At 50.5% G+C, this 23706-nt stretch carries 24 protein-coding genes; 11 read left to right on the forward strand and 13 right to left on the reverse strand.

Going from position 1 to position 23706, the window contains the following annotated elements:
- Positions 1–53: 53 nt before the first annotated feature.
- From C7120_RS03780 to C7120_RS03825, 9 genes are all read right to left on the reverse strand, one after another.
- On the reverse strand, positions 54–1283 hold the full coding sequence (locus C7120_RS03780) for a site-specific integrase (protein ID WP_074452179.1): 1230 nt from the start codon (positions 1281–1283) through the stop codon (positions 54–56).
- Positions 1284–1941: 658 nt separating this feature from the next.
- Positions 1942–3807, reverse strand: a complete 1866-nt coding sequence (locus C7120_RS03790; RefSeq protein ID WP_107620406.1) for a 4-hydroxy-3-methylbut-2-en-1-yl diphosphate synthase — start codon at positions 3805–3807, stop codon at positions 1942–1944.
- Positions 3808–3843: 36 nt separating this feature from the next.
- Entirely contained in the window at positions 3844–4353 is a 510-nt protein-coding gene (gene purE / locus C7120_RS03795; protein ID WP_107620407.1) for a 5-(carboxyamino)imidazole ribonucleotide mutase, read from the reverse strand.
- Between the two features lie 10 nt (positions 4354–4363).
- Positions 4364–4975, reverse strand: a complete 612-nt coding sequence (locus C7120_RS03800) for a phosphatase PAP2 family protein (RefSeq protein ID WP_107620408.1) — start codon at positions 4973–4975, stop codon at positions 4364–4366.
- Entirely contained in the window at positions 4972–6477 is a 1506-nt protein-coding gene (gene rpoN, locus C7120_RS03805; protein ID WP_107620409.1) for an RNA polymerase factor sigma-54, read from the reverse strand. The genes C7120_RS03800 and rpoN overlap by 4 nt, the downstream gene beginning before the upstream one ends.
- Entirely contained in the window at positions 6478–7128 is a 651-nt protein-coding gene (locus C7120_RS03810; protein WP_107620410.1) for a hypothetical protein, read from the reverse strand.
- Positions 7129–7264: 136 nt separating this feature from the next.
- The gene (locus tag C7120_RS03815) at positions 7265–8611 is read right to left on the reverse strand and encodes an outer membrane beta-barrel protein (RefSeq protein WP_107620411.1); all 1347 of its coding nucleotides are present in this window, start codon (positions 8609–8611) and stop codon (positions 7265–7267) included.
- Positions 8608–9174 carry an RNA polymerase sigma factor gene (locus C7120_RS03820; protein WP_107620412.1) on the reverse strand — a complete coding sequence of 189 codons (567 nt, stop codon included), beginning with the start codon at positions 9172–9174 and terminating at the stop codon, positions 8608–8610. Before C7120_RS03820 ends, C7120_RS03815 begins: the two co-directional genes overlap by 4 nt.
- 193 nt (positions 9175–9367) lie before the next feature.
- Positions 9368–9964: a DUF4840 domain-containing protein gene (locus C7120_RS03825; RefSeq protein ID WP_107620413.1), complete on the reverse strand. Its 597-nt coding sequence runs from the start codon at positions 9962–9964 to the stop codon at positions 9368–9370.
- A gap of 261 nt (positions 9965–10225) precedes the next feature.
- Here C7120_RS03825 and C7120_RS03830 point away from each other — a divergent pair, with 261 nt between their 5' ends.
- Positions 10226–11032: a dienelactone hydrolase family protein gene (locus tag C7120_RS03830; protein ID WP_107620414.1), complete on the forward strand. Its 807-nt coding sequence runs from the start codon at positions 10226–10228 to the stop codon at positions 11030–11032.
- Positions 11033–11067: 35 nt separating this feature from the next.
- Here C7120_RS03830 and C7120_RS03835 read toward each other — a convergent pair whose 3' ends face one another.
- Both C7120_RS03835 and C7120_RS03840 read right to left on the reverse strand, forming a co-directional pair.
- Entirely contained in the window at positions 11068–11862 is a 795-nt protein-coding gene (locus C7120_RS03835; protein WP_233247013.1) for an outer membrane beta-barrel protein, read from the reverse strand.
- Between the two features lie 92 nt (positions 11863–11954).
- Complete coding sequence (locus C7120_RS03840; RefSeq protein ID WP_107620415.1) at positions 11955–12965, reverse strand: LacI family DNA-binding transcriptional regulator; 1011 nt, start codon at positions 12963–12965, stop codon at positions 11955–11957.
- Between the two features lie 148 nt (positions 12966–13113).
- On the opposite strand from C7120_RS03840, the gene rbsK reads away from it, so the two are divergent.
- The 4 genes from rbsK to C7120_RS03860 all read left to right on the forward strand — a co-directional run bounded on the left by rbsK (position 13114) and on the right by C7120_RS03860 (position 18167).
- Positions 13114–14031 (forward strand): ribokinase, encoded by a 918-nt coding sequence (gene rbsK / locus C7120_RS03845; protein WP_107621376.1) that lies wholly within the window; start codon positions 13114–13116, stop codon positions 14029–14031.
- A gap of 27 nt (positions 14032–14058) precedes the next feature.
- On the forward strand, positions 14059–15072 hold the full coding sequence (locus tag C7120_RS03850; RefSeq protein ID WP_107620416.1) for a GRP family sugar transporter: 1014 nt from the start codon (positions 14059–14061) through the stop codon (positions 15070–15072).
- A gap of 46 nt (positions 15073–15118) precedes the next feature.
- On the forward strand, positions 15119–16630 hold the full coding sequence (locus tag C7120_RS03855; protein WP_107620417.1) for an ADP-ribosylglycohydrolase family protein: 1512 nt from the start codon (positions 15119–15121) through the stop codon (positions 16628–16630).
- 82 nt (positions 16631–16712) lie between these two features.
- Positions 16713–18167, forward strand: a complete 1455-nt coding sequence (locus C7120_RS03860; protein WP_233247071.1) for a sialidase family protein — start codon at positions 16713–16715, stop codon at positions 18165–18167.
- Between the two features lie 54 nt (positions 18168–18221).
- On the opposite strand, the gene C7120_RS03865 is transcribed toward C7120_RS03860, so the two are convergent.
- Both C7120_RS03865 and C7120_RS03870 read right to left on the reverse strand, forming a co-directional pair.
- Positions 18222–18758, reverse strand: a complete 537-nt coding sequence (locus tag C7120_RS03865) for a nitroreductase family protein (protein ID WP_107620419.1) — start codon at positions 18756–18758, stop codon at positions 18222–18224.
- Between the two features lie 105 nt (positions 18759–18863).
- Positions 18864–19085, reverse strand: a complete 222-nt coding sequence (locus C7120_RS03870) for an aldo/keto reductase (protein WP_369916836.1) — start codon at positions 19083–19085, stop codon at positions 18864–18866.
- A 22-nt stretch (positions 19086–19107) separates the two neighbouring features.
- Between C7120_RS03870 and C7120_RS03875 the strand changes: the two genes are divergently transcribed.
- The 6 genes from C7120_RS03875 (at position 19108) to C7120_RS03900 (ending at position 23673) form a co-directional block, all read left to right on the forward strand.
- Positions 19108–19383 carry a helix-turn-helix domain-containing protein gene (locus C7120_RS03875; RefSeq protein WP_369916837.1) on the forward strand — a complete coding sequence of 92 codons (276 nt, stop codon included), beginning with the start codon at positions 19108–19110 and terminating at the stop codon, positions 19381–19383.
- Between the two features lie 69 nt (positions 19384–19452).
- A complete protein-coding gene (locus C7120_RS03880) occupies positions 19453–19689 on the forward strand; it encodes a YecH family metal-binding protein (protein WP_107620420.1) in 237 nt (78 codons plus the stop codon).
- 13 nt (positions 19690–19702) lie between these two features.
- Positions 19703–19999, forward strand: coding sequence for a glutaredoxin-related protein (locus C7120_RS03885; RefSeq protein WP_107620421.1), 297 nt, complete (start codon positions 19703–19705; stop codon positions 19997–19999).
- Between the two features lie 516 nt (positions 20000–20515).
- Complete coding sequence (gene nosZ / locus C7120_RS03890) at positions 20516–22495, forward strand: Sec-dependent nitrous-oxide reductase (RefSeq protein WP_107620422.1); 1980 nt, start codon at positions 20516–20518, stop codon at positions 22493–22495.
- A gap of 26 nt (positions 22496–22521) precedes the next feature.
- Complete coding sequence (locus C7120_RS03895) at positions 22522–23127, forward strand: hypothetical protein (RefSeq protein WP_107620423.1); 606 nt, start codon at positions 22522–22524, stop codon at positions 23125–23127.
- 3 nt (positions 23128–23130) lie between these two features.
- On the forward strand, positions 23131–23673 hold the full coding sequence (locus C7120_RS03900) for a nitrous oxide reductase accessory protein NosL (RefSeq protein ID WP_107620424.1): 543 nt from the start codon (positions 23131–23133) through the stop codon (positions 23671–23673).
- Positions 23674–23706: the final 33 nt, after the last annotated feature.

Raw genomic sequence — 23706 nt, forward strand, 5'->3', positions numbered from 1 at the left:
TGAATTGTTCATGTTTTATTTAACGATAAAACAATGTTGAATGAAAGAAATGGTCAGATAGCCAACTGCATATCTTCAGTGAAAGAAAGGAAACGGTCAAATTCCTCAAAGAGTTTCCGCGGTGTTACCTTTGCATAACGCTCGGTCATGCTCACGTTGGAATGCCCCAGCATCTTGCTTACCGTTTCAATAGGCACACCCTGTTCAAGCGTGATGAGCGTGGCAAATGTGTGCCTTGCCGTATGTGTGGTAAAAGGAAACGAGATGCCAGCACGAAGCCGCAGGGCTTTCAAATAAGATTGGTAAGTGGCATATCCCATGAAAGGGAGCAATGTTTCCCTTTCATCGCTGTGGAGCTTCTCCATCAGCCTTATGGCTTCGGGCAGCAGTTTGACACGACAAGGCACACCTGTCTTCTGACGGTTGAACTTCAGCCAAAGGCAACCCTCATCATCACGCACAAGATGGGACTTGTTCAGTTCCATCAAATCGCAATATGCAGCACCTGTATAACAGGCAAAGAGGAAAATATCCCTTGCCGTTTCCATTTCCTCCTCCAATTCCTCAAAGCGGAGTACTTTTAACTTGTCCAATGCTTCCCTGTCCAATGCTTTGGGCAGTCTCTTATCGCCCTTGCTGATTTTGGCTTTGTCAAATAGAAGAACATCAACCAATCCCTCACGGTAAGCCAATCTGCATACCGTCTTCAAGTGCGTGGCTGCATTATAGAATGTGCTTTCTTGAAAACCGCACTCACCTAAGAAATACTGCCCAAACTCATAGATAAAGTTCTCTGTGAGCTGTGAGAAAGCCAAGTCTGCTACCTTGTACTTCCGTTGAATAAACTTCTGCAAATGAATTCGGGTAGAGTGATAGCCGTGTATGGCTCCTTCCTTGATGTCTATACCAACATGGCTTTCCTTCTCCTTGATAAGCATATCCAGCCTTTCGATGAGCATGCACCGTGTCTGTACGCTCCCTTGGAACAGCTCTTTCACATCGGCTGCATCAAATGGGCAACCTTTGGATAGCAGAGATTGATAAGCTGACTGAACAGACAACAGCAGATTTTCCAATTTACCGTTTATCTCCACCGCCTCACGACTCTTGCCATCCATTCTGCTCTCTCGTGGATTCCACAAGTCGGGGTTGCAGGAGAGTTTACAGCTGAACTGCGCAATGGAACGCCCAATGGTAATGCGTCCCATAATCGGGGCTTTTCCAGACTTGTCAAGACCGCTCTTTTTAAGGTAGAGCAACACCTTCATTTTCTCTGTTTTCATACGCTTCGATGTGTTGTGGCAAAATTACCAATTTCAAAGCGTTTCTCTCTTATGCAGAAAACTGCCGACCGCAGCAACAGCCACACGAGAGAAAATAATTCAGTTACCGAATATTACTCCATTGTTACCTATGGTAAAATCGGGTAACGCTCTGGTAACTGAACTTCTGCCTAAATCTGCATATTATAACTCTTTTTGAAAAGAGCACTTCTATGCAAATTATTTCGTTTCCTGCTCATTATCAGTCAGTTTACACCAACTTCGATATTTCTTCATTTTCGTTGATTAGTTGCCACAGAAAAGGCCGTTGGCAGCTTGACAAAATCGGCGAGATTGTCGGACGAAATCGCCGATTTTGTGCTTCAATTTCGCCGATTTCGTCAGCCTTATGACGGCTGTCGAGCGGACGGCCAGCGGTGGGCGGCCAGCTTCCGGGTGGTCAGTGGAAACACCTGAAGCCAATCATCCCTCTACTCGGAGCGCACGCACGCACTTCAGGTCGTCATCCAGCCGGGCCACGGAGCTTGTCTCCACGAGCGCGCTCGTAATGCCCCGCCGGTTCAATATCCGGGCAAGAGTCGTTTCGACAAGCGCCTTCCCCCGTTCTCCCGCTTTCCCGCATCGTCATGGCGGCACGCCGAAGCCACCTATTTCTCTTTCAGGTCCGTAGGCTTTCTTTCTCTTTCCGAATCAACGCCAATAGATGTTCCACAGCCTCTTCCTCGGGGATGTTGTGCTCTACGCATACCTGTTTGCGGTAGAGCGACACCCTTCCGGGGCCCGCGCCCACATATCCGTAGTCTGCGTCGGCCATCTCTCCCGGGCCGTTTACGATACAGCCCATGATGCCGATCTTGAGTCCCTTCATATCGCTGGTGGCAGCCTTGATCTTTGCGATGGTCTCGCGGAGGTCGTAGAGTGTGCGCCCGCATCCCGGGCAGGAGATGTATTCGGTCTTGGAAGTGCGCAAGCGGGCTGCCTGAAGGATGCCGAAGGCGGTCTCCTCGATGGTCTCGGGGCATAGCTTTCCGTCGTTCATCAGCCATATTCCGTCGGCCAGCCCGTCTGTCAGCAACGCCCCCAAGTCAGCCGCGGCGTCAAGCAGAAAGTCGCTCTTGTTGTCAGTCTGGTACATTTCCGAGAAGATGACGGGGTTTTTCAAGCCGGCGTTCATCATCTCGTGGACCAATGCCCGCTGCTCTCCCGTACGGTTGGCATGATTGCTCATGCAGACCACCACGACTTCGGGATTCGCCTCCAGACATGAGATATACTCCTCTGCGGGGGTACCGAACTGCAGGACGAGAAACTTTCTCTCGGCCTTGACCATGCCTACAAACGGCATGGCGTTTATGGGGAAAATGGGGTAGACGGCCCTGTCCTTCAGTTCCTCTCGGTGCTCGACATAGACATTGAAGTCGAGAATGTACTGTTTGTCGGCATCCCAATGGGACGGGAGTTGTCCTCCCAGATAAAGATAGTCGGACTTGGAGGTTGTCGCGAAGGGTTCCTCAAACGGTTTACGAATGGACGAGATGACGACGGGAACATGCTCGCCGCCTATGTTTCCGACGGCTGCCGTCGGCCTCCTCGTGGGGCAAGTCCAACAGAAAGCCTCGCTCGGCGTCCCGGGAATCAGCACATGGTGCGCCCTGCGGTTGAAGTGATTGACGAGATGACGGGCCACGGGAATCTCCTCCTCGGGTTCCTCCGAGAGCGATACACGCACCGTGTCGCCGATGCCGTCGGCCAGCAAGGCCCCTATCCCCACGGCACTCTTGATGCGGCCGTCCTCGCCCTCGCCGGCTTCCGTAACGCCGAGATGCAGCGGATAGCACATGTTTTCCTTCTCCATCTCTTCGACGAGAAGGCGCACCGAGCGCACCATTACCATGGTGTTCGACGACTTGATGCTGATGACCACATCGTGGAAGTCCTCTTTCTCGCAGATGCGCAGGAACTCCATGCAGCTCTCCACGATGCCCTCGGGCGTGTCGCCGTAGCGGTTGCGTATCCTGTCTGACAGCGAGCCGTGGTTCACGCCGATGCGAATGGCGGTGTGATGGGCCTTGCAGATGTCGAGAAAGGGCACGAACCGCTCCTCTATCTTCCGCAATTCGGCGGCATATTCCTCGTCGGTATAGTCTATCTTGATGAACTTCCGCGCCGGGTCTACATAGTTGCCGGGGTTGACGCGCACCTTTTCTATATGCCGGGCGGCGATGTCCGCCACATTGGGATTGAAGTGTACATCGGCCACGAGCGGCGTTTTATAGCCCTTAAGGCGGAGTCCGTCCCGGATGTTCTTCATGTTCTCGGCCTCGCGGCGGCCTTGCGTGGTGAGCCTCACCAGCTCTCCGCCAGCCTTGATGATGCGTTCTGCCTGATCTATGCAAGCCTGTGTGTCGTTGGTATCCGTTGTTGTCATCGACTGGATGCGGATGGGGTTCTCTCCGCCCATGTCGAGTGCTCCGACATGGACTATCGAGGACTTACGGCGTTGGTAATTAAACAAATCGATCATAGCTTCTCCCCTATCCTCTCCCAAGGAGAGGACGCTTTAGTTACACTTATATTCGTAGTCATGAATAGCGGCCAAGTCTTCATTGGCTTTCTCTATTTTCGCCCCCAGACCCGCCTTCCAGGCTTCCACTTTCCCGGCCACTTCGTCATCGCCAAGCGCTATCATCTCGGCCGCGAGGATGGCCGCGTTCTGTGCGGCGTTCACTCCCACGGTGGCGACAGGTATGCCCGGGGGCATCTGAATGATGCTGAGCATGGCATCGAGGCCATCGAGCATGCCTTTGATGGGTACGCCGATGACGGGCAGGGAAGTGCTTGCGGCGATGACGCCGGGCAATGCGGCGGCCATTCCGGCTGCCGCAATGATGACCTTGATGCCGCGTCCCTTGGCGCCTTTGGCAAACGCTTCTACGGCGTGTGGTGTGCGATGGGCCGACAGGGCGTTGACCTCAAAGGGTATCTGGTTGTCGTTGAGCCACTTGCAGGCTTTCTCCATGACGGGCAAGTCGCTGGTGCTGCCCATGATAATACTAACTAACGGTTTCATATTTGATGGTTTAAATAATCGTGAAAAACCCCAAGACGAGCCCCACGAGAAACCCCGTGAGAACCTGTGCAAGGCTATGCTGGCGGAGGATAATGCGGCTGGAGCCCACCATGCCGGCGATGATGAGTACCACGCAGAGCCACCAGTTGGGGTTGAAGGAGAAAAGAAAAGAGAAAGCCACGATGGCTCCCGCGACTCCTCCGATGGCTGCCGAGTGGGTGGAAATCTTCCACCATACATTGATGACGGCACACAGGATCTGTATCAAGAGTGCCGCAAGCAGTATCCGGGCCATAAAGCTCGGGATGTGGAGCATGGTCATCAGATAGTAACAACCAAAGTAGCAGAGTATGGAAATGACATAGGGTACCATGCGGCGCTCCCTTGTTCCCAGCTCGATCAGGTCCCATCCCTGATAGCGACGGTAAAGGTGGATAAAGATGGAGGGAAGCAGAATGGTGAAGATATATACCAGGCCCAGCACCATGAGCTTGTATTGCCATGGAAGCAGGCTCATATAACTGAAGATGAACAACGCCATGAGCCCCACTAAAGGGAGGTAGAACGGCGTAAACACCATGCTCAACACTCTTGCTGTCAATATGATATTCTTCTCTTTCATACTCTTCTTAACCGGGCTACGGGTATTCCCAGTTGCTGCCGGTATTTGGCAATCGTGCGACGGGCAATGGGGAATCCCTTGTCTTTCATCATCTCAGCCAGGGCATCGTCGCTCAGAGGACGGCCCTTGTCTTCCTTTTCCACGATTTCCTTCAGCGTGAGACGGAGCTTTCGGGTGGACGCTTCCTCGCCGTCGGCGGCTACATAGCCGTCGCTGAAGAAGAACTTGAGGGGGAAGGTGCCCCACTTGGTTTGTGCGTATTTGGCGTTCGCCACACGCGACACGGTTGATATATCGAGGCCCGTCTTATCAGCAATGTCTTTCAGGATCATGGGTTTGAGGTCGGCTTCATCTCCATCGAGAAAGAAGGTGCGCTGGTATTCTATGATGGCCTTCATGGTCAGGTAAAGCGTGTGTCGTCGTTGCTTGATGGCATCGATGAAGCCCTGGGCCTTGTCCACTTTCTCCTTGGCGTAGAGCAGGGCTTCCTTCTCTTGCCGGTTCATGCCCTGCTTGTTATTGCGATAGGTGTGCACCATGTCGGTGAATGATGGAGAAACCGTGAGTTCGGGAATATTGCCGTGGTTGAGAGAAAAGCTGATCGAATTCTCGTCTTCATCTGTTTCGACGATGAAATCGGGTGTTATCTGCTGCAAGTTGCGGCCTTCGGTCTCGCCAAGCGACGCTCCCGGCTTCGGATTTAGTTTGAGAATTTCGTTGCGGAGCGTTTCCTTTTGAAGGTCGGTGAGGTTCATTTCACTCTGAATCTTGTCCCAATGCTTCTTGAGAAACGCGTCGTAGTGGTTGTCGATGACTTCTCGCATGAGTTCCTTCAGGCGCCCTTCCGGCTTCCGGGCTATTTGCAGAAGCAGGCATTCCTGCAGCGACCGGGCACCGATTCCGGCAGGGTCGAAGCCCTGTAATACCTTCAGCAGCCGTTCAATTTCCTGTTCTGGCACATCGATGCTATGGTAGATGGCAAGTTCGTCAGTGATGGCATCGAGTGATTTTCGCAGGATGCCATCGTCGTCGAGAGAACCTATCAGGTATTCCATAATATCTCTCTGTGTCTCCGTAAGGTCCTCCATCCCCATCTGTTCCTTGAGTTTGTCGTAGAAGGAGGTAGTATCGCCATAGACGATTTCTTCATAGTCGGCGTTGTCTTGCATCTGATGCCCACTCGAAACAGGAGGAAGCTCGTCGTCGCTGCCCAGTCCTTCGAGGGCGGAATCCAAGGCCTCCTCGCGCTCTTCGCGTTCGGTCTTTTCCATGAAAGCCTCTTCCGTGTCGGCAGCGGGGTCTCCTTCCGAGGAAGGGGTGTCGTCGATCGGCTCCTTGTCGCCGACCTCAAGGGCCGGATTATCGTCCAGTTCGGTGAGCACGCTTTCCTCCAGTTCGTTGAGGGGCATCTCCACCATCTTCACGAAGAGCATTTGCTGCTGGGTCAGGCGCTGCTGTTGAGCAAGCTTCTGGGTTTGTTCCTGTATGAGTCTTTGTGGCATTTATTTCTTGAAATATTCCTTGAGTTGGGCCGCAAAGGCCGACAGCTTCTCGGGATTGTGGTTGCCATAGCGCTGCCATATCTCCTTGCAGGGAGCGAGCAGCGGGCTTATCATCATGTCGGATCGATTCAGATAAGGGTCGTAAATCTGATAGATTTCCATGATATCGCATATTTTTCGTCCGGGCACTTTGATGAGTTTGGCGAGTTCTTCAATTTCGGGAGTCTCGGGAACCATGGTGATGGGCGTGAGGCGGAAGTACTGGTCGAGAATCAGGATGAGCTTAGCAGGGGTGATATCGGAGCCTTCTTCGACGGGTTTGAAGTCTTTTTCCCACGACTCCTGTATCTCCACGCCGTCGTAGAAGTTGGATGCCAGTCCGAAGCCGTGCATCTGGCGCAGGAGCTTCACGCCGCGGGAAAGTTTCTTGGGGCTCTTGGCATAGGTGTTCCACAGCTTCTCGATGCGTGGCGTATCAAGCCTGCGCAGACGAAATACCTGCTTGTAAAGGAACTCCGGCTGTATGTGAAGTTCGAGCGCGAGGTCAATCAGAGGGCGTGAATAGAGCGCTTTCACACCTACGGGCTTCTTTAAATAAAGTTGCATGAGCAAGAGCCAGTATTCGTCCGACCAGTTTTTGGGTTTTGCCATAACACGATTCTTTTTGCAAAAATAGCATTTTTTGGCGTTATCGCAAAATAAATAAGGTGATAAAAATGTGAAATAGGGTTTATTCTCCAGAAATGGATCCAAGGTCCGATTTTTGCGAGCGGGCAAGTGGGAGGCTTCACTCGTTGATGTTGAGGCGCAGTCCCACATTGAGGTTGAACTTCAGCGGTTTGTCGGTGTAGTAGGTTTCCAGGTCGCTTCCGTTCTTGAAGTAATAGCTTGCACCCGGCTCCGCATAGATACTGAGGTGATTGGTCAGGTTATATTCAATCCCTGCCGCGGCATTGGCCGACATCTGCAGGCGATTCATCTTTACCTTCTCGGTGGTTGTTTCGACAGCCTTGCCCTGCATGGGAGCTTTCACTTCCGCCTTCCCGCTCACCATTTTCTGTGCCTCGACCCCTGCCGTGAGATACATATTGAGCCGCTTGGCGCGGTAAACGGTGTAGCTCGCGCTTATGGGAATTCCGATGAAGTGCATCTGGCGGTGCATGGATTCTTCCCTCGGAGGCGTGTAGCGATAGAAGTCGGAAGAAAGGTAAGTATAGGATACGCCCGTCTGGACGCTCCATCGCTGGCTGATGCCATAATGAATCTGGAAACCTATCTTCACGGGCAGGTGATGGTGGCTCTTCTCCTCACGAAAGTTGGTGGCCATCATCGAGATGTCGCGGAGGGGGGCATCATACTGTACGCCACGGAATGAAGGGGCGCTCGCCGAACTGGTTCCGGCGCCCGTTCCGGCGTAATAGATTCCCAGTCGTATTTCCGCATTACGGCCGCCGGCGGTATGGTATGCCTGCCGCTGGGGCGACAGAGCCTTGCGATTGTCCTGCGGCGAGCTTTGTGCGGGATGGTGAGTCTTAGGCCGCGCTTTCTCTTTTTCTTGCTCCTGATGATCGGCGGTAGGGGTCTCCTTGAGTGTTTTGGAGGTTTCGTCGGGGAGCGCGGTCTCATGGTTTTCAGGCTCGGTCTTGGTCTCTCCGGCCTTGGCAAGCAATAGGGTCTTGGAGTTTTCGTTGCCGTGTCGGAGAACGGCGGCTATCTTGTTGAATAGGGAAGACGGCTTTTCGTCTGACGAATTCGCCGATTTTGTCTGACGAATTCGCCGATTTTGTCTGACGAATTCGCCGATTTTGTCATTCGAAAGGTTATCTCCATTCTCGCTTCCTGCCAGTTCCCGTCCGGCTTCCTGTGGATTCTGTTGTTTCCAGGCGACGCGGGAAGTGTCGGGGGTGTCGGCCAACTTCGTTCCTATGAGCAGGATCACGGCAAGCAAGGCGGCAATACCGGCAGCGCGCCATGCCCATAACGGCACGGTGCGGGCGTTCGGTTTCTTTGCAGGCACAGGATTGAAGCCTCGCCGACGCATCTCCTTTTTGATGTCGTCGAGCAGGCCTTCGGGCGCCTTGCGCTGGTAGTCGCCCATCTGGTTGCGCATTTGTTTCATCCAGTCTTGTTTCATAGCGCGTCTGCTGAGGTTCGTTGTTCTTTGATCATTCGTGCGAGCAAGTTTTTCGCCCGATGGAATTGTGAGGCCGAGGAATCGGGCTTGATGCCAAGCTTGGAGGCTATCTCCTTGTGGCTGAGGCCTTCGATGGCGAAGAGATTGAATATCTCGCGGTAACCTGCCGGCAGTTGGCGGATGAACCGCGCGAGGTCGGTGCTGTCCATGTGGTCGGTATCGGGTTCCTCCTCGGGTATGTCGGGTGGGTCGGCCAGGAGTTTCTCAGGGGCCCGCAGGCGTTTTTTGCGGAGGAAGAGGAGCGACTCGTTGACCACGATTCTCGACATCCAGGCTTTCAGCGAGCCTTTGCCGCGATAGCTGAAACTGCCTATGCCCATGAATATCTTGATGAAACTTTCCTGAAGCACATCTTTCAGATCGTCGTCAGCGGTGATGTATCGTGTGCATACGCCCGTCAGATAGTCGGCATAGCGGTCGTACAACTCATCCATGGCCGAGGAGTCTCCCCGGTTGAATAACCGTATGATTTGTAGTTCGATATTGTTTCCTGCTATCTTCATCCTATACCAGCGGACAGTAACTTGTAAGTTCCCGTTCTGTTTTCTGACTGCAAAGATAGAAAACCTAATCCTGAAATGCTGTGGTTTTTATCATATTAACATTTTGTCCAGACAGGTTTTCTATCTTGCTTTTTACACTTGCAGCCAATCACTTGGATGCCGGTGTCGCTATTATCAGAAAAAAGTTACATAATCATTTGGTTCCGCTGAAAACGAGAGGCGTGGGGTTCTTTAGGTAATTAGTCTGCCCTTTGTCCACGGAGATGTTTCCAATCAGAAGCTGGATCTGGAGCTCTTTTTTCGAAGCATCATAGATTCCAACAGAAGCGGCACTGTTTATATAGAACAGAACCTGTACTTGGTGTGCTGCTCCGCCATAGTTGAGGGACAGCTCTATGGGAGCGGTGTTGGCGAGGAATACCACCGGCGAGACACGGGTGAAATAGAGGTTGCACTTGAGTTCTTTGTTCTCCGCGCTCTCCAAGGCGGTCTTGAGCGTGTTGTCTTCCACGAATTTGGCCAACAGGCTTGCGGGGAACTGCTTCACGGTTATCGTGGTGTCCATGTCGGCACTCCACTGGATGTCGAGGGAATCGGTTTTGTCGTTGGAGTTGTTCGGGTTTTGGCTGGGATAGATCAGCTTGCCGGTATAGTTGCCTTTTACGGCATTTAGGCAGGCAGCAATTTCTTCCTTGGTGAGCGTGTATCCATTGTCGTCCGTGTTACAGGAGGTCAGAAACATGGCTGCCATACAGCATAACATTACTGAAAAGAATTTTAATTTTTTCATTTTTCTTGTTTTTAAATTGATGAATGAATATCTATCATTATTTTATTTATTAAATGCAAAGATGAAGAAAATCTTGCATAGAATGGAAAAATATTATAAAAAAAGTTGATTTTTGTACCGGGCAGAGAATTATTTTGGCGTTTTGGCACCTTTCCTTTATCTTTGCATGTATCATGACCCGCGGCATGGACACGACTCTTTTCTCAATGAGAAGGCGCAGGTAGGTAGCAAGTCTGCCGAATATTAAAAATCATCAGAAACATGAAGCGAATCCTATTTTATATGATGTTGTTGCTGTGGCTCGCATTTCCTGTGGGCGCACAGACCAAGGGAAAGATTGAGGCGAAGCGCGGGGTTATCTCAGGAGGCTACAATTTCTTGCTCTTCACGCCCGACGAATATGAGGTCGACCGGCATCCGTTGCCACTCGTCGTCTTCCTTCATGGGGCAAGCCTTTGTGGGAATAACCTTGACCGGGTGCGCCGATACGGTACGCTTGATGCCATAGAGAAGGGTCGTGTCATCCCCACTTTTGTCGTAGCGCCGCAGAATCCGGGAGGAGCATGGAGCCCCAAGAAGCTTAACGACATCCTGGAATGGATGGAGGAACACTACGAGGTGGATCGCTCGCGCGTCTATGTGCTTGGCATGAGTCTGGGCGGATACGGCACGCTCGACTTCGCGGGCACCTATCCCGAGAAGATAGCAGCCGCCATGGCTCTCTGTGGGGGATGCAGTCTGGAGGATATGCAGGGGCTTGGCAGGCTGCCTCTCTGGATCATGCACGGCACCGCCGACCGTGCGGTATCCGTGGAACAGAGCAAACGGGTGGTCAAGGCCCTTCAGGATAAGGCCGCCGACAAGCTTCTGCGTTATGACTGGGTGCAAGGAGGGTCGCATGGATATCTTGCCCGAGTGTTCTATCTTCAGAAGACCTATGACTGGCTTTTCTCGCATTCGCTGAACGACAAGCCACGCATGGTAGATCGTTCTTTCGACATCGACAGGCAAGATATTCAGACTACTTATCAGGATTTGAGGAAAATGGATCTGTATGAAAAGGACTGATGCCTCCTGGAAATGCGGAACAGATGTTCTCGATGTCAGTTTCCGGACGCAAACAGTGAGTAGAGAAAGATCATGAGATTATTGCGCGTACTCTCTGAAATCCTCTTGATGGGGAAGTCTACTTTCAGTCCGATATTGAAAGCCGTGCGGATGTTATTGTTGACATGATGGCTCACTCGTCCGGCCATTGGTCCGTCTATGTATCTCACGATGTAGCGGTTATGTCCCCACAAGCCGAACCGGAGGTCGCCGTCAAGGCATAACGAGACGGAACTGAACAGGCGGATGTCGACACCGAGCTTAGGAGCGGCCGTCAGCGCGGGGCACTGCACCTCGTAGTCCATCTGGAAATAAACCCCGGGATAAGCCTGTTTTGCTATGTGGGTTTCTGATCCTTTCTTGTTTCCTAAGTTCAGGAAATTGGTCATGAGCGAGGCTCCCACATAAGGCTGAACTACCCATTTGGTGGGGAAGAAATAGAATTTTGCGCCGGCTAATATACCTGCCATGTTGACTTTCTTCATCCCGATGCCGTCTGAGGCATCGGTCATTATTCCGTCTTGCTCCCAGTAGATTCCACCCGTGAGGGCCAGTCGACGGGTCAGGAAGTAGTCGGCCGTGAGATGGAAGGTGTTGCCCTGGTCTTCATTCAGATAGAAATCCTGCCCGTTGGGAGAGTCGTCGGAGAGTGTTATGCCGCCAAATCCTGCCTGAATAGCCCATTGGCGGGTTTTCCCGTCTTGGTTTTGGGCAGGAAGGGAGGTTGCCAGAAGACACAAAAAACAGCATGAAAAGAGATATTTCATGTTTTTTGTCAGATTACTTTTCATTTTTTGTTGCGAAAATAATCATATTTTTCCAAGCATGCAAATAATCTCTTAATTTTTTAAGGAGAGGGCCATGATCCTTTCAGACGCTTATGTCATCTTCTGATCTTTACGGAATCCCGGACAGTAAGCGTCGGTGTCATGAGCATCTTGGAGTGGAGTACCCGGTGCTCGCGAATACAGGTAATGAGCAGCTTGATGGCCGCAATGCCCATGCTTTGGATAGGTTGCGCAACACGCGTGATGGCTGGCTTCATGAAGTCGAGGGCAAGGTTGTTGTCAAAGGTAATGACGGAAACATCGTCGGGGATGCTCAATCCCTGTTCTTCGAGGGCTTTGTAGGTGCCGAGAAAAATGGTGTTGCTGAGCGTGAAGATGGCTGTCGGCGGCGTGTCTCTCTGTAGGGAAAGCTTGGTTTCTATATATCCGTTTTGGATGGAGAACTCATTGCCGAGCACCTGCATGCGGGCCCCTTCTCCGAAGTCGTCCATGGCCTTGCGGCATCCCATGATTCTTTCCTGCGTGGTAACGGATACGGTAGGCCCCCCGATGACGAGTATTTCCTTATGTCCGCTTGTGAGGAGTAGCTTCATTGCCTGATAGGCACCTTCGAGATTGTTGGTGGAAATATAAGGTAGGAATGAGTTGCGGAAGTAACGGTCGACAAGGATGACGGGAGTATTCTTGCTGATTTCCTCGAGTCGCTTCGGGCTTTCGCCACAAGGAACGATGATGATTCCGTCTACATGGTAGTCGACCATGGCGTCAATGGCGTTACTTTCGAGCTGGGGATCTTCCTGAGTGTCGAAGAGCATCACCATAAAATCATTCTTTTTTGCTTCTATAGAGATGTTGCTAGCAATGCTCGCGAAGAACGGGTTACTCAAGTGAGGAACAGCAAGAGCGATGGTGTTGCCGGATTTCTTGCGCAATGTTTGTGCAAGAAGATTAGGTCTGTAATTGATTTCCCGGGCAGCATGCAAGACTTTCTCTATGGTGTCGAGACTGATTCTGAACTCTTCTCCTTTGCCGTTCAGCACTCGCGAAATAGTAGTTTTTGAAAAGCCCGTGATTCTTACGATATCTTCTAAGGTTTCTTTCTTCATGGTTTCAGGGGATTCGATTTACGGCCCAAAGATATAAAAAAAACGACTTTATGCCAAAAAATTAAGAAATATTTTGGAGTTTTCATGCTTATTCTTTATCTTCGCACAATCGATTGAGCAGAAATATTTAACCATTTGTACCATGATAATGAACGAGAAAAACAAAATTTTGGTTATAGGGAGTGCCAATACGGATATGGTCATATCGGCGGGGCACTTTCCTAAACCCGGTGAAACTCTGATTGGGTATGACTTTATGACGAATCATGGAGGAAAAGGTGCGAATCAGGCAGTGGCCGCTGCACGCCTCGGAGGAGATACAGCGTTCATATGTAAGTTAGGAGATGATAGTTTTGGACATTCCATAATGGAGATGCTGAGAAAAGAAGGTATCGATGTCTCATATTCATCTGTCTCTGATCAGGCCTCTTCCGGAGTAGCTCTGATCTGTACGATTCCAAGTGGGGAGAATAGTATTATCATAGATTCGGGAACTAATGGGCTCTTGTCGCCAGACGATGTGATGGCGGCCGAGCCTCTTTTTGCCGAAGCTGCTGTTATGCTTATGCAGTTGGAAACTCCGATTGATACCGTTATCAAGGCTGCCGAGCTTGGGAAAAAGCACGGAGCCTGCGTAATCCTGAATCCGGCTCCGGCTCCGACAGGTCCTCTTCCAGAGGCGTTGTTGAGGAATGTAGACTTGCTCATTCCAAATGAGACAGAGGCAGAATCTATTTCGGGTGTTAATATCCAGACTGACGAAGATGTTGCAAAGGCAATGGATGAGATTCAGAAACTGGGTGTAAAGAATGTTATCATTACCGTGGGGTGTAAGGGTGTCTATGCCCGCATCAATGGTAAGCTGGTAAAAGTTCCAGCCTTTAAGGTCAAGGCTGTGGACACTACGGCGGCCGGCGATACATTTTGCGGAGCTCTTTGTGTATCGCTCTGCAAAGGAAATAACTTAGAGGAAGCCATCCTTTTTGCCAATAAGGCATCTTCTATCTCTGTTACCCGTCGTGGTGCCCAGATGTCTATGCCATATCTGAATGAAGTGAATGTATAAGTGATAATAACCAAAAAATGAATTGATATGTTTATAGTAAACAGTTATACGCTGGCCATTGTGCTTTGCGTGGTTACGATGCTTTGTTGGGGTTCTTGGGGTAATACGCAGAAGCTGGCAGGAAAGACATGGCGTTATGAACTTTTTTATTGGGACTATGTGATTGGTATCCTGGTCTTCTCGTTGCTGATAGGCTTCACATTGGGCAGCTTTGGCGAGAAGGGTGTTCCTTTTCTTGAGAATATTAAGCAGGTTGCACCTGCTGCTTTCGGGTCTGCTATCATAGGAGGTATCGTATTCAATCTTTCCAACATCTTGCTATCGGCATCAATATCATTGGCAGGTCTTGCCGTTGCTTTTCCATTGGGTGTGGGGCTGGCACTGGTGTTGGGCGTATTCAATACCTATTTCTTTTCCGGATCTGATAATCAGGGTAATCCCGTGCTTATCTTCTGTGGGGTAGCTCTCATCGTGATAGCCCTTATCCTAAACGGTATTGCGTCGGGCAAGAAAGGTTCTGACGATACCAATAGGGCAAATAACAAGAAAGGCGTTATCCTCGCTGTTGTCTCTGGAATCTTGATGTCCACCTTCTACGCTTTCGTAGCCCGTGCTATGGATCTTGACAACTTTGAGTCTCCGGCAGCAGGTAAGGCTACTCCCTATGTCGTTTTCTTCATCTTTGCCTTGGGCATCTTCATGAGCAATTTTGTGTTTAATACCATCGTTATGAAGAAGCCTTTTGCGGGAGATCCCGTAAGCTATGACACTTATTTCAAAGGAAAGATGTCCACACATCTTGTTGGCGTGCTTGGTGGTTTTGTCTGGGGACTCGGTACTGTATTGAGCTATGTGGCATCAGGTAAGGCAGGTGCCTCAATCTCCTATGCTTTAGGGCAGGGCGCTCCGATGATTTCTGCTTTCTGGGGACTCTTTATCTGGAAAGAGTTCAAAGGCAGCAACAAGTCGGTCTATGCATTGCTAACTCTCATGTTTGTATTTTTTATCGTAGGCCTTGGAATGATTGTGGCCGCAAGATAATAACCTGAAGTAAATCAATCACCTAAAATAATTCAAATAAAAAAGAATGAAAAACTTAAAGTTTCCAATACTTCTAAGCATGGCCTTACTTCTCGCTTCGGCCGGCTTTGGTAAAAGTGTAACCATTTCCAAGGCAACCTTACTGGATAAAATTAAGGGAGGATGGGCTGGAAAAGTGATAGGTTGCACCTATGGAGGCCCCACGGAGTTTAAGTATAAGGATCGGATGATTCCTGATGATGTGGAAATCAAATGGCCAGACCATCAAATCAAGTGGTATTATGATCATTCTCCTGGATTGTATGATGATGTATATATGGATCTTACTTTCGTTGACATCTTTGAGAAGAAAGGGCTGGATGCTCCCATCAATGACTTTGCCAATGCTTTTGCCCATGCCGGTTATCCATTGTGGCATGCAAATCAAAGCGCGCGATACAACATTCTGGTAGACAAGCTAATGCCCCCTCAGTCTGGCTATTGGAAGCACAATCCCCATGCAGACGATATCGATTTCCAGATAGAAGCTGACTATGCGGGCTTGATGAGTCCAGGTATGATCAATACGGCAGTAAGCTATACCGATCAGATTGGCCACATCATGAGCTATGGTGATGGATGGTATGGAGGAGTATATGTGGCTGCCATGTTCTCGTTGGCCTTTGTTTCAAAGGATGTAAACTACATTGTGAATGAAGCTTTGAAGACGATTCCTGCACAATCTACCTTCTATCAGTGTATTGCCGACGTCATTAAGTGGTACAAACAGAATCCTACAGACTGGAAAAAGACCTGGCAATTGGTACAGGACAAGTACGGCAAGGAGATTGGATGCCCTGATGGCGTGATGAGCGACTTTAATATTGACGCCAAAATCAATAGCGCTTATTGTGTGATGGGATTGCTCTATGGTGAAGGCGACTACTCTAAGAGTCTGGAAATCTCGACTCGCTGTGGGCAAGACTCTGACTGCAATCCCTCTACGGTGGGAGGTATCTTGGGAACTATGATGGGCTATAGCCAAATACCTGAGTATTGGATGAAGCCCCTAAAGGAAGTAGAGGAGCGACCTTTCGCCTATACCGATATTTCTTTGAGCAAGGCTTACCAGATGAGTTACAACCAAGCGCTGAAGGTAATAGCCAAGAATAGCGGGAAGGTTACTCCCAAGGCTGTGTCTATAAAGACACAAACTCCCAAGACGGTGCGCTTTGAGCAATCGTTTGAGGGACTTGCGCTGGTTGGGAAAGTGGGCTTAAAGAACAAACCGCTTGACTCATTGGGCGAAGTAAAGTTCACGGGTTGCGGAGTCGTACTTCGTGGAAAACTAGAGGCGGATGATAAAGCTTATGTCGGATTGCTAGATGTCTACATCGACGGAAAGAAGATGAAGACTGTTCATTTGCCAGCTTCTAATCACAGCAGGTCTAATGATATCTACTGGAATTATGATTTGGAGCAGGGCGATCATGTGCTTACCGTGAAGCGGCTGAATCCCAAGGATAATGTCAAGACAACAGCTTGGAGCATAATCGTTTACAAGAAGGCGGAAAACTAAATACTTTGAATTTATGTCAAGACGAAAGATAGCCCTATCTCTCTTCTTCGTGTTAGGCATCCTTCCTGCTTTGGCAGGGGGGATGCTTTCGGCTTACAAGATGAGCAAGGGCGCCCTTTTAAATAAGGTAGAAGGAGGATGGGCCGGACGACAGACCATGGGGGTTGCCTATGGAGGCCCCACGGAGTTCAAGTACACCGATATATCCTTGCGTAAGGCTTACGGCACGAGCTACGACCAGGCCTTGCAAATCATCGGGCGGTTTGATGTCAACATGAGGCTCGACACCGTCAAGTTCTTGAATCCGCACGACAGCGTGAAGACCGACTCATGGAGCATGCTCGCGCATAAACATAAGAAAACGGGTACTGAAGTCTTCACCACGGCTCGTGATGCCGAAGTGCCTTATCGCATTCCGGCCATTGCGCAGACCAGGGCCGGCGACCTGATATATTTCACCGACTATCGTCCCTGTAAACAGGATATTGGTTTCGGGCGGGTAGATCAGCATTACCGCATCTCCCGAGATGGTGGAAAAACCTGGGGAGCAGAGCAGGTCCTTGTAGAGGGAACGGGCACAAAGGGCGCCATGGATTGTGCCTACGGCGACCCGGTGATTGCCGCCGACCGCGAGAGCGACGAACTCTATCTGAGCACGGGATGTGGCGACCGTCCTTATCCGGCAGCCACCACCACCCGCCAGAATCCTTTCCCGATGGTGGACTGGCGCAGCAAGGACGGAGGCAAGACATGGAGCAGGCCGCGGGAGATAACGGAAAAGATTTACCGGTTGCTCGACAAGGGTAGCCTGGGGCCTGCCCAGAGCCTTTTCTTCAGCAGCGGAAAGATGACTCAGAGCCGCATGGTGAAGAAAGACAGATACTACAGGCTCTATGTGGCCATTCTCGTCCGTGGACAAGGCAACTATCTACTCTATTCCGATGACTTTGGAAACGGCTGGAAAATCCTTGGCGGAAATCAGGTGCAGCCCTGCCTTGAGGGCGACGAGGCGAAGTGCGAAGAACTGCCCGACGGCTCTGTGCTGCTAAGTTCACGCAAGAACGGAGGACGCTTCTTCAATGTCTTCAACTATACGGATGTGAGGAAGGGCAGGGGCGTATGGCAGCAGTGTGCCGCCTCACAGGATGATAACCACGGATGTCGTGCGACGGACAATTCCACCAACGGCGAGATTCTGTCAGTGAAGGCTGTACGGCAGGAAGACCAGAAAGAGCTGACCCTGTTACTGCAGAGCGTGCCGCTGGGGCCGGGTCGCTCACATGTGGGCATCTGGTATAAGGCTCTCGAGAGCAAGGCCGACTATTCGTCGCCAGCCGTCATTGCGCGGAATTGGGAGGATTTCTTTCAGGTTACGGCGCTCAACTCTGCTTATAGCACCATGGTTCAGCTGCACGATGGCAGTATAGCCTTTGCCTGGGAAGAGGCCACTTACGGCCAGGCCTACACCCAAATGTTCCGCAGGCTCACCGTGGAGGAAATTACCTGTGGAAAATATAGATCATGCACATCCCGCTGAAATGGGCAATATGGAGACGGGGTATCGGCCTTGGGCGGCTGATACCCCGTGTGTTTAATAGCGCAGGACGCGCCCTTCCTTGATCTTCTTGGGTGCGGGATCTTTGGCGGGATAACCCAGGATGCAGCAGCCTATGCCCTGATAGTCTTCCAGTCCGAGTGCTTTCATGATCGCCTGTCCCTCCGGAAGCTCAAGCATTTCTTTGCAGCGGTTGATCCAGCAAGAGCCTGCGCCGACGGCAAAAGCCGCCGTCTGCATGGCCCCGATGACCAGTGAGCCGTCTTTCACGGGATTCAGGTCATACTTCGGACTGCCATCGTATCCCGGATCTACGGGGGCCACGATGAGGCAGACTGTGGGTGCGCCATAGAAAGGGTCGCCCTTCGTGTCCATGATGGCGGCGTTCAGGTCGGAGAGAAGCCGTATCTTCTCGGGCTCTTGAACCACGATGATTTTCGTTGATTGCTTGTTACTGCCGCTCGGGGCGTTGAGTGCGCACTCGAGTATGGTGTTCAGGTCTTCATCAGAGATTTGCCGCCCGGTATACGCACGGCAGCTCCTTCGGGTCTTCAGTGCTTCTATTGCCTCCATTTTCTATTGTTTTGCGTTCATATGTATTTTATCGGTTTCAAAGTTAGTCATTTTCCTTTAGATTCCGAAAAATTATCGCTACCAAAATAGAAAACCGCCAGCAGCTCATCTCCATCCCATGAACATCTTCACGGTTTCCGGATCGAGATGGTCGAAAAACGGGCTTTTCTTTAGGTCGAATGCCAGTATTTGCTCCATCTCGGCGTCGGTAAGGGTGGAGTCATAGATGTTGAAATTCTTTGTCATACGCTCCTTGTGCGTGGATTTCGGAATGATGATGACATCGCGCTGGGTGAGGTAGCGTAGCGCCACAGCTGCTGCGCTCACGCCGTGCGCCTTTCCGATCTCGGTGAGGACAGGGATTGGCGAAGAGCCCGTTTCGCCCCTCCGCGGGAATGCGGGGCAGAGCGTGGTCAACCTTGTCAACCGCTATACCGTTCCCATTCTTCGCGAATACCTGAACGGCGAGCGGCTCTCACTCATCCAGATAGCGGAAACAATGAATTTCGACTCGCCTTCTTACTTCAGCCGCTATTGCACAAAGCATCTCGGCATGTCGCCAATCAACTACCGGAAGGGCCTCCGGCCCGGCAAAGGAATAAATAAAGTTAAAAACCCGGGATAACTCATCGGAATTGCCGGTGTTAGGATAGGAATTGAGTAACTTTGCAGCGATAACCATAGAGAAAGGTGTATGATACACGGACATGAAGTGCTCCGGATGATGGAGGGTAACAGCTATGCTACACGAGAGGAACTCGTCGACGCAATTATCGCGAGATTCGGTGCGGGGGAACGCTTCTGCACCTGTTCCGCGGAGGACATGACGGCCGAGCAGCTCGTAGATTTCCTGGAGGCTCGGGGGAAGTTTATGCCTTCGCGGCAGGATGGATTCACCGTCGACACGACTAAGATTTGCGACCACCATTGATACGGCAATACATATGATTAAGATTTATGGCATGAGGAGTTGTCCGGATTGTGCCTTCATGGAAGCGCAGGTGAAGGGGGATGATCGCTACGAGGTCATCGACATCGGCGGGCACATACGCCATCTGAAGGAATTCCTGCGCCTGCGGGACAACCATCCTGTCTTCTCCGAGGTCAGGCAGATGGGCTACGCCGGCATCCCCTGCTTTGTGCTGGAGGACGGCACCATAACCCTGAACCCGGAAGAAGCCGGCCTGAAAGGACGGGATTCTGAAGGGGCTTCCTGTCGCCTCGACGGCACCGGTTGCTAATCGGCGGGAAAGGCGGAACGGATATCCGCCGATTCATTTGACCGCCTCCTAAAGAGTAAAACAGCCTGTTTTAGTTAGTGAAACAGCCTATTTTAGTCACTAAAACAGCCTGTTTTACTCAGCAGATTCATGTCTCTTGCTTTGCGATACCCGTGCTTTTGTCTTTCCGCCGGTAACCGGCAATTGTGCCAAAAGCAATCTCGCCTTTTTGAAAATACCGAAAAGTGCACTCTGGTCTTTTATTTTGTGAGACGATGGCGAGAGATTCCATCCCTCTGTTTGGTGTAAGCGCACACAGTTTTCCGTTAACTATGATTTAACTAAGTTTAACCTACTTTTCACGGGTTTGATACTTCAACTTTGCGATTTGATTGCTATATTTGCTACAAAATATAAATAAGAGAAAATTTCGGAATGAGCTGGTTTTGTGTTTTGTAGGCCCTTCCTTCCTGTCGATTGTGGTTTATGATTCCTGCAAACATACAGATTATATTAACAGTTTAAAATGCGAATGGTATGAAAAAGTATTTAGTATTGGCGACGGCAGCAGCCCTCTTTCTGGGTTTTTCCTTGCAGTCGTGCCGTCCGGGCAAGTCAGGGCCGGCAGTTGACGCGGATGCTGCTCAGAAAGTTTATGTTGCTCCAGGATCGTATGATGAATTCTATGATTTCGTATCTGGCGGTTTCAGCGGACAGGTGGCTGTCTATGGCATCCCGTCGGGTCGGTTGTTGAAAGTGATTCCCGTTTTCTCTCAGAATGGTGAGAACGGTTATGGCTATGACGAAGAAACCAAGCCCCTGCTTGAAACCTCTTTCGGATTTGTGCCTTGGGATGACTCCCACCACATGCAGCTCTCTCTTACGGATGCCATGTATGATGGTAAGTGGGCATTCATCAACGCTAACAATACCCCGCGCGTGGCCCGTATCGACCTGAAGACCTTCAGAACCTCAGAGATCATCGAGCTGCCTAACTCCGCGGGTAACCACGCCTCTCCTTTCCTGACCTCTAATTCAGAGTATCTGGTTGCCGGTACCCGCTTCGGCGTTCCTGCCGACTATGAGAATGGCGATGTGCCTATCTCGGAATACAAGGATAAGTTTCGCGGGCATATCAGTTATGTGAAGATTGACAAGGAGAGCGGAAACATGAGCCTGGACTTCCAGCTTGCGCTGCCTCCGTTCAACTATGATCTGAGCCACAGCGGCAAAGGCGCGTCTTCTGACTGGTCTTTCTTCACCTGTTATAACTCTGAGGAAGCCCATACCTTACTCGAAATCAACTCCGCGAAGAACGACAAGGACTATATCCTGGCCGTTAACTGGAAGAAAGCTGCCGAGCATGTTGCCAAAGGCGACTGCAAGATCCAGACAGCTAAGTATGCGCACAATTTGCTCGATGAGAAGTCTGGCATCGCTAAGTCGGAGATTCTTGACAAGGTGAAGGTCATCGAGACTCGTGAGGTGAGCGACTTCTTGTATTTCATCCCATGCCCCAAGTCGCCTCACGGATGTGATGTTGATCCTACGGGTGAGTATATTGTGGGTAACGGCAAGCTGTCTACCAATCTCCCGGTATTCAGTTTCAGCAAGATTCAGAAGGCCATTGAGGACAAGGCTTTCGATGGTAAGGTCGACGGTATCAATGTCATCAAGTATGAGGCTGCGCTTCACGGAGAGGTCCAGGCACCGGGTATCGGTTCGCTCCACACGGAGTTTGACGCAGACGGCAATGCCTACACCAGCTTCTTCGTAAGCTCGGAGATCGTCAAATGGAAGATAAAGAGCCTCGAAATACTTGACCGCATCCCCACTTATTATTCAATCGGACACCTCTCCGTGTTCGGTGGAGACACCCGGAAGCCTTATGGAAAGTATATGATAGCATACAATAAGATTACCAAGGACCGCTTCTTGCCCACTGGCCCGGAGCTCTGTCAGGCGGCGCAGCTCTATGATATCACGGGGGATAAGATGAAACTGATCCTGGAATTCCCGACTATCGGCGAACCGCACTATGCCGTAGCTTGCGAGGCAAAGCTGCTGACTCCGAATATACTGAAGTTCACTCAATTGGCAGACAATACGAATCCTTATAAGATAAGCAGCATGAAAGAAGCCCGTGTAGAGCGCAAAGGCAATCGGGTGGATGTATATATTGGCGCGATTCGTTCTCGTCTTGTTCCTGATAACATAGAAGGAATCAAGATGGGCGATGAGGTTTATGTTCATGTAACCAATCTTGAGCAAGAGTGGGATATTCCTCATGGCTTTGCCATTAAGGGGAACAATAACGCCGAGGTGCTGGTTATGCCGGGTGAGACAAACACCCTGAAGTGGGTTCCTAATCGTGTGGGCATCATCCCGTTCTATTGTACAGACTTCTGCTCAGCCCTCCATCAGGAGATGCAGGGATACTTCCGTGTGTCGCCGGCAGGAAGTGCCACGCCTTTGAAATTCTCTATTGATGACAAGGATGTTAAGGATTTGAAATAGAATTTTTAAAATGAGGAAAGAATAAAATGAACAAATTATCGAAATGTGGAATGTGGCTGATGATCGCGGCAGGCGTGCTCACGTTCATCACGGCTTTCGTTTCTCTTTGGGTTATCGACCTGGATGCTCCTCAGTACCCAGAAGGACTGAAGCTGGTTATTGGCGGTTTTGCCGGTCTTACCGGCAACCTGGATTCGGTGAACGACCTGAATCACTATGTAGGTATGGCTAAACTGAACCCGGAAGACTTCTGGGAGTTCAAGGCATTGCCATGGATTCTGATGGCTTATGGAGTACTTTTCCTGATTACTGGCTTCCTCAGAAGTAAGAAGATGACAATCGTAGACCTGTTTCTGTTTGCTATCTTCGGTGTCCTTGGCTTTGTCGATTTCTATCGATGGGAGTATAATTATGGACATAATCTTTCTTCCGACGCGCCTATCAAGATTCCGGGCGGCGATTTCCAGCCCCCATTGATCGGCTACAAGAAGCTTGCGAACTTTGAGGTATTCTCTCAGCCGGGTGTCGGCGGATGGTTACTGATTGTTGCGGGAATTCTGGTTTTTGTCGTCGTCTGCTATGAGTTTGGTATCTTCAGGAGATTCTCAGGCAAGACCAATAAAGCTGTTTGATAGATGAGGCGACCTACGAATAACTATATAAAATCAGCGCCAGCCTTCTTGTTGGTGCTGATTTTCTGTGTATTCTTCCTTTCATGCGGCGTAGATGACAGGCCACAACCGATAAAGCTTGGGACGGATGACTGCATAGCGTGCCAGATGACCATCGTGAAGGGACAGTTTGCCTGTGAGTTTATCACGGACAAAGGCAAGTGCCTTAAGTTCGACGATCTCTCGTGCCTATTCAATTATATGGCGAGGAACGAAATCGCGGAGGAGACTATCCTTAAGATTTATGTGGGAGACTATCAGCACCCGGAGAATCTCATTGACCTGAAAACCGCCACTTTAGTACTCGGTGTAGGCATTCAAAGCCCGATGGGTGGCGGAGTGGCTGCTTTTTCAGATCGTGCGGCAGGCATCAAATTCGCGGAAGCGACCAAGTCGACGGTGCTCGCCTCGTGGACTTTCCTGAGAAAATCAGGCCGCCTGGAAGATAATGGCGGTCATGACATGAAGGAAATGCAGGGCGCGAATGCCGTAGAGAAGAGGCAGTAGTCCGAAACTTTGTGCAATAGGAACACGGGATAG

Source organism: Prevotella sp. oral taxon 376 (assembly GCF_003043945.1).
GTDB lineage: Bacteria > Bacteroidota > Bacteroidia > Bacteroidales > Bacteroidaceae > Prevotella.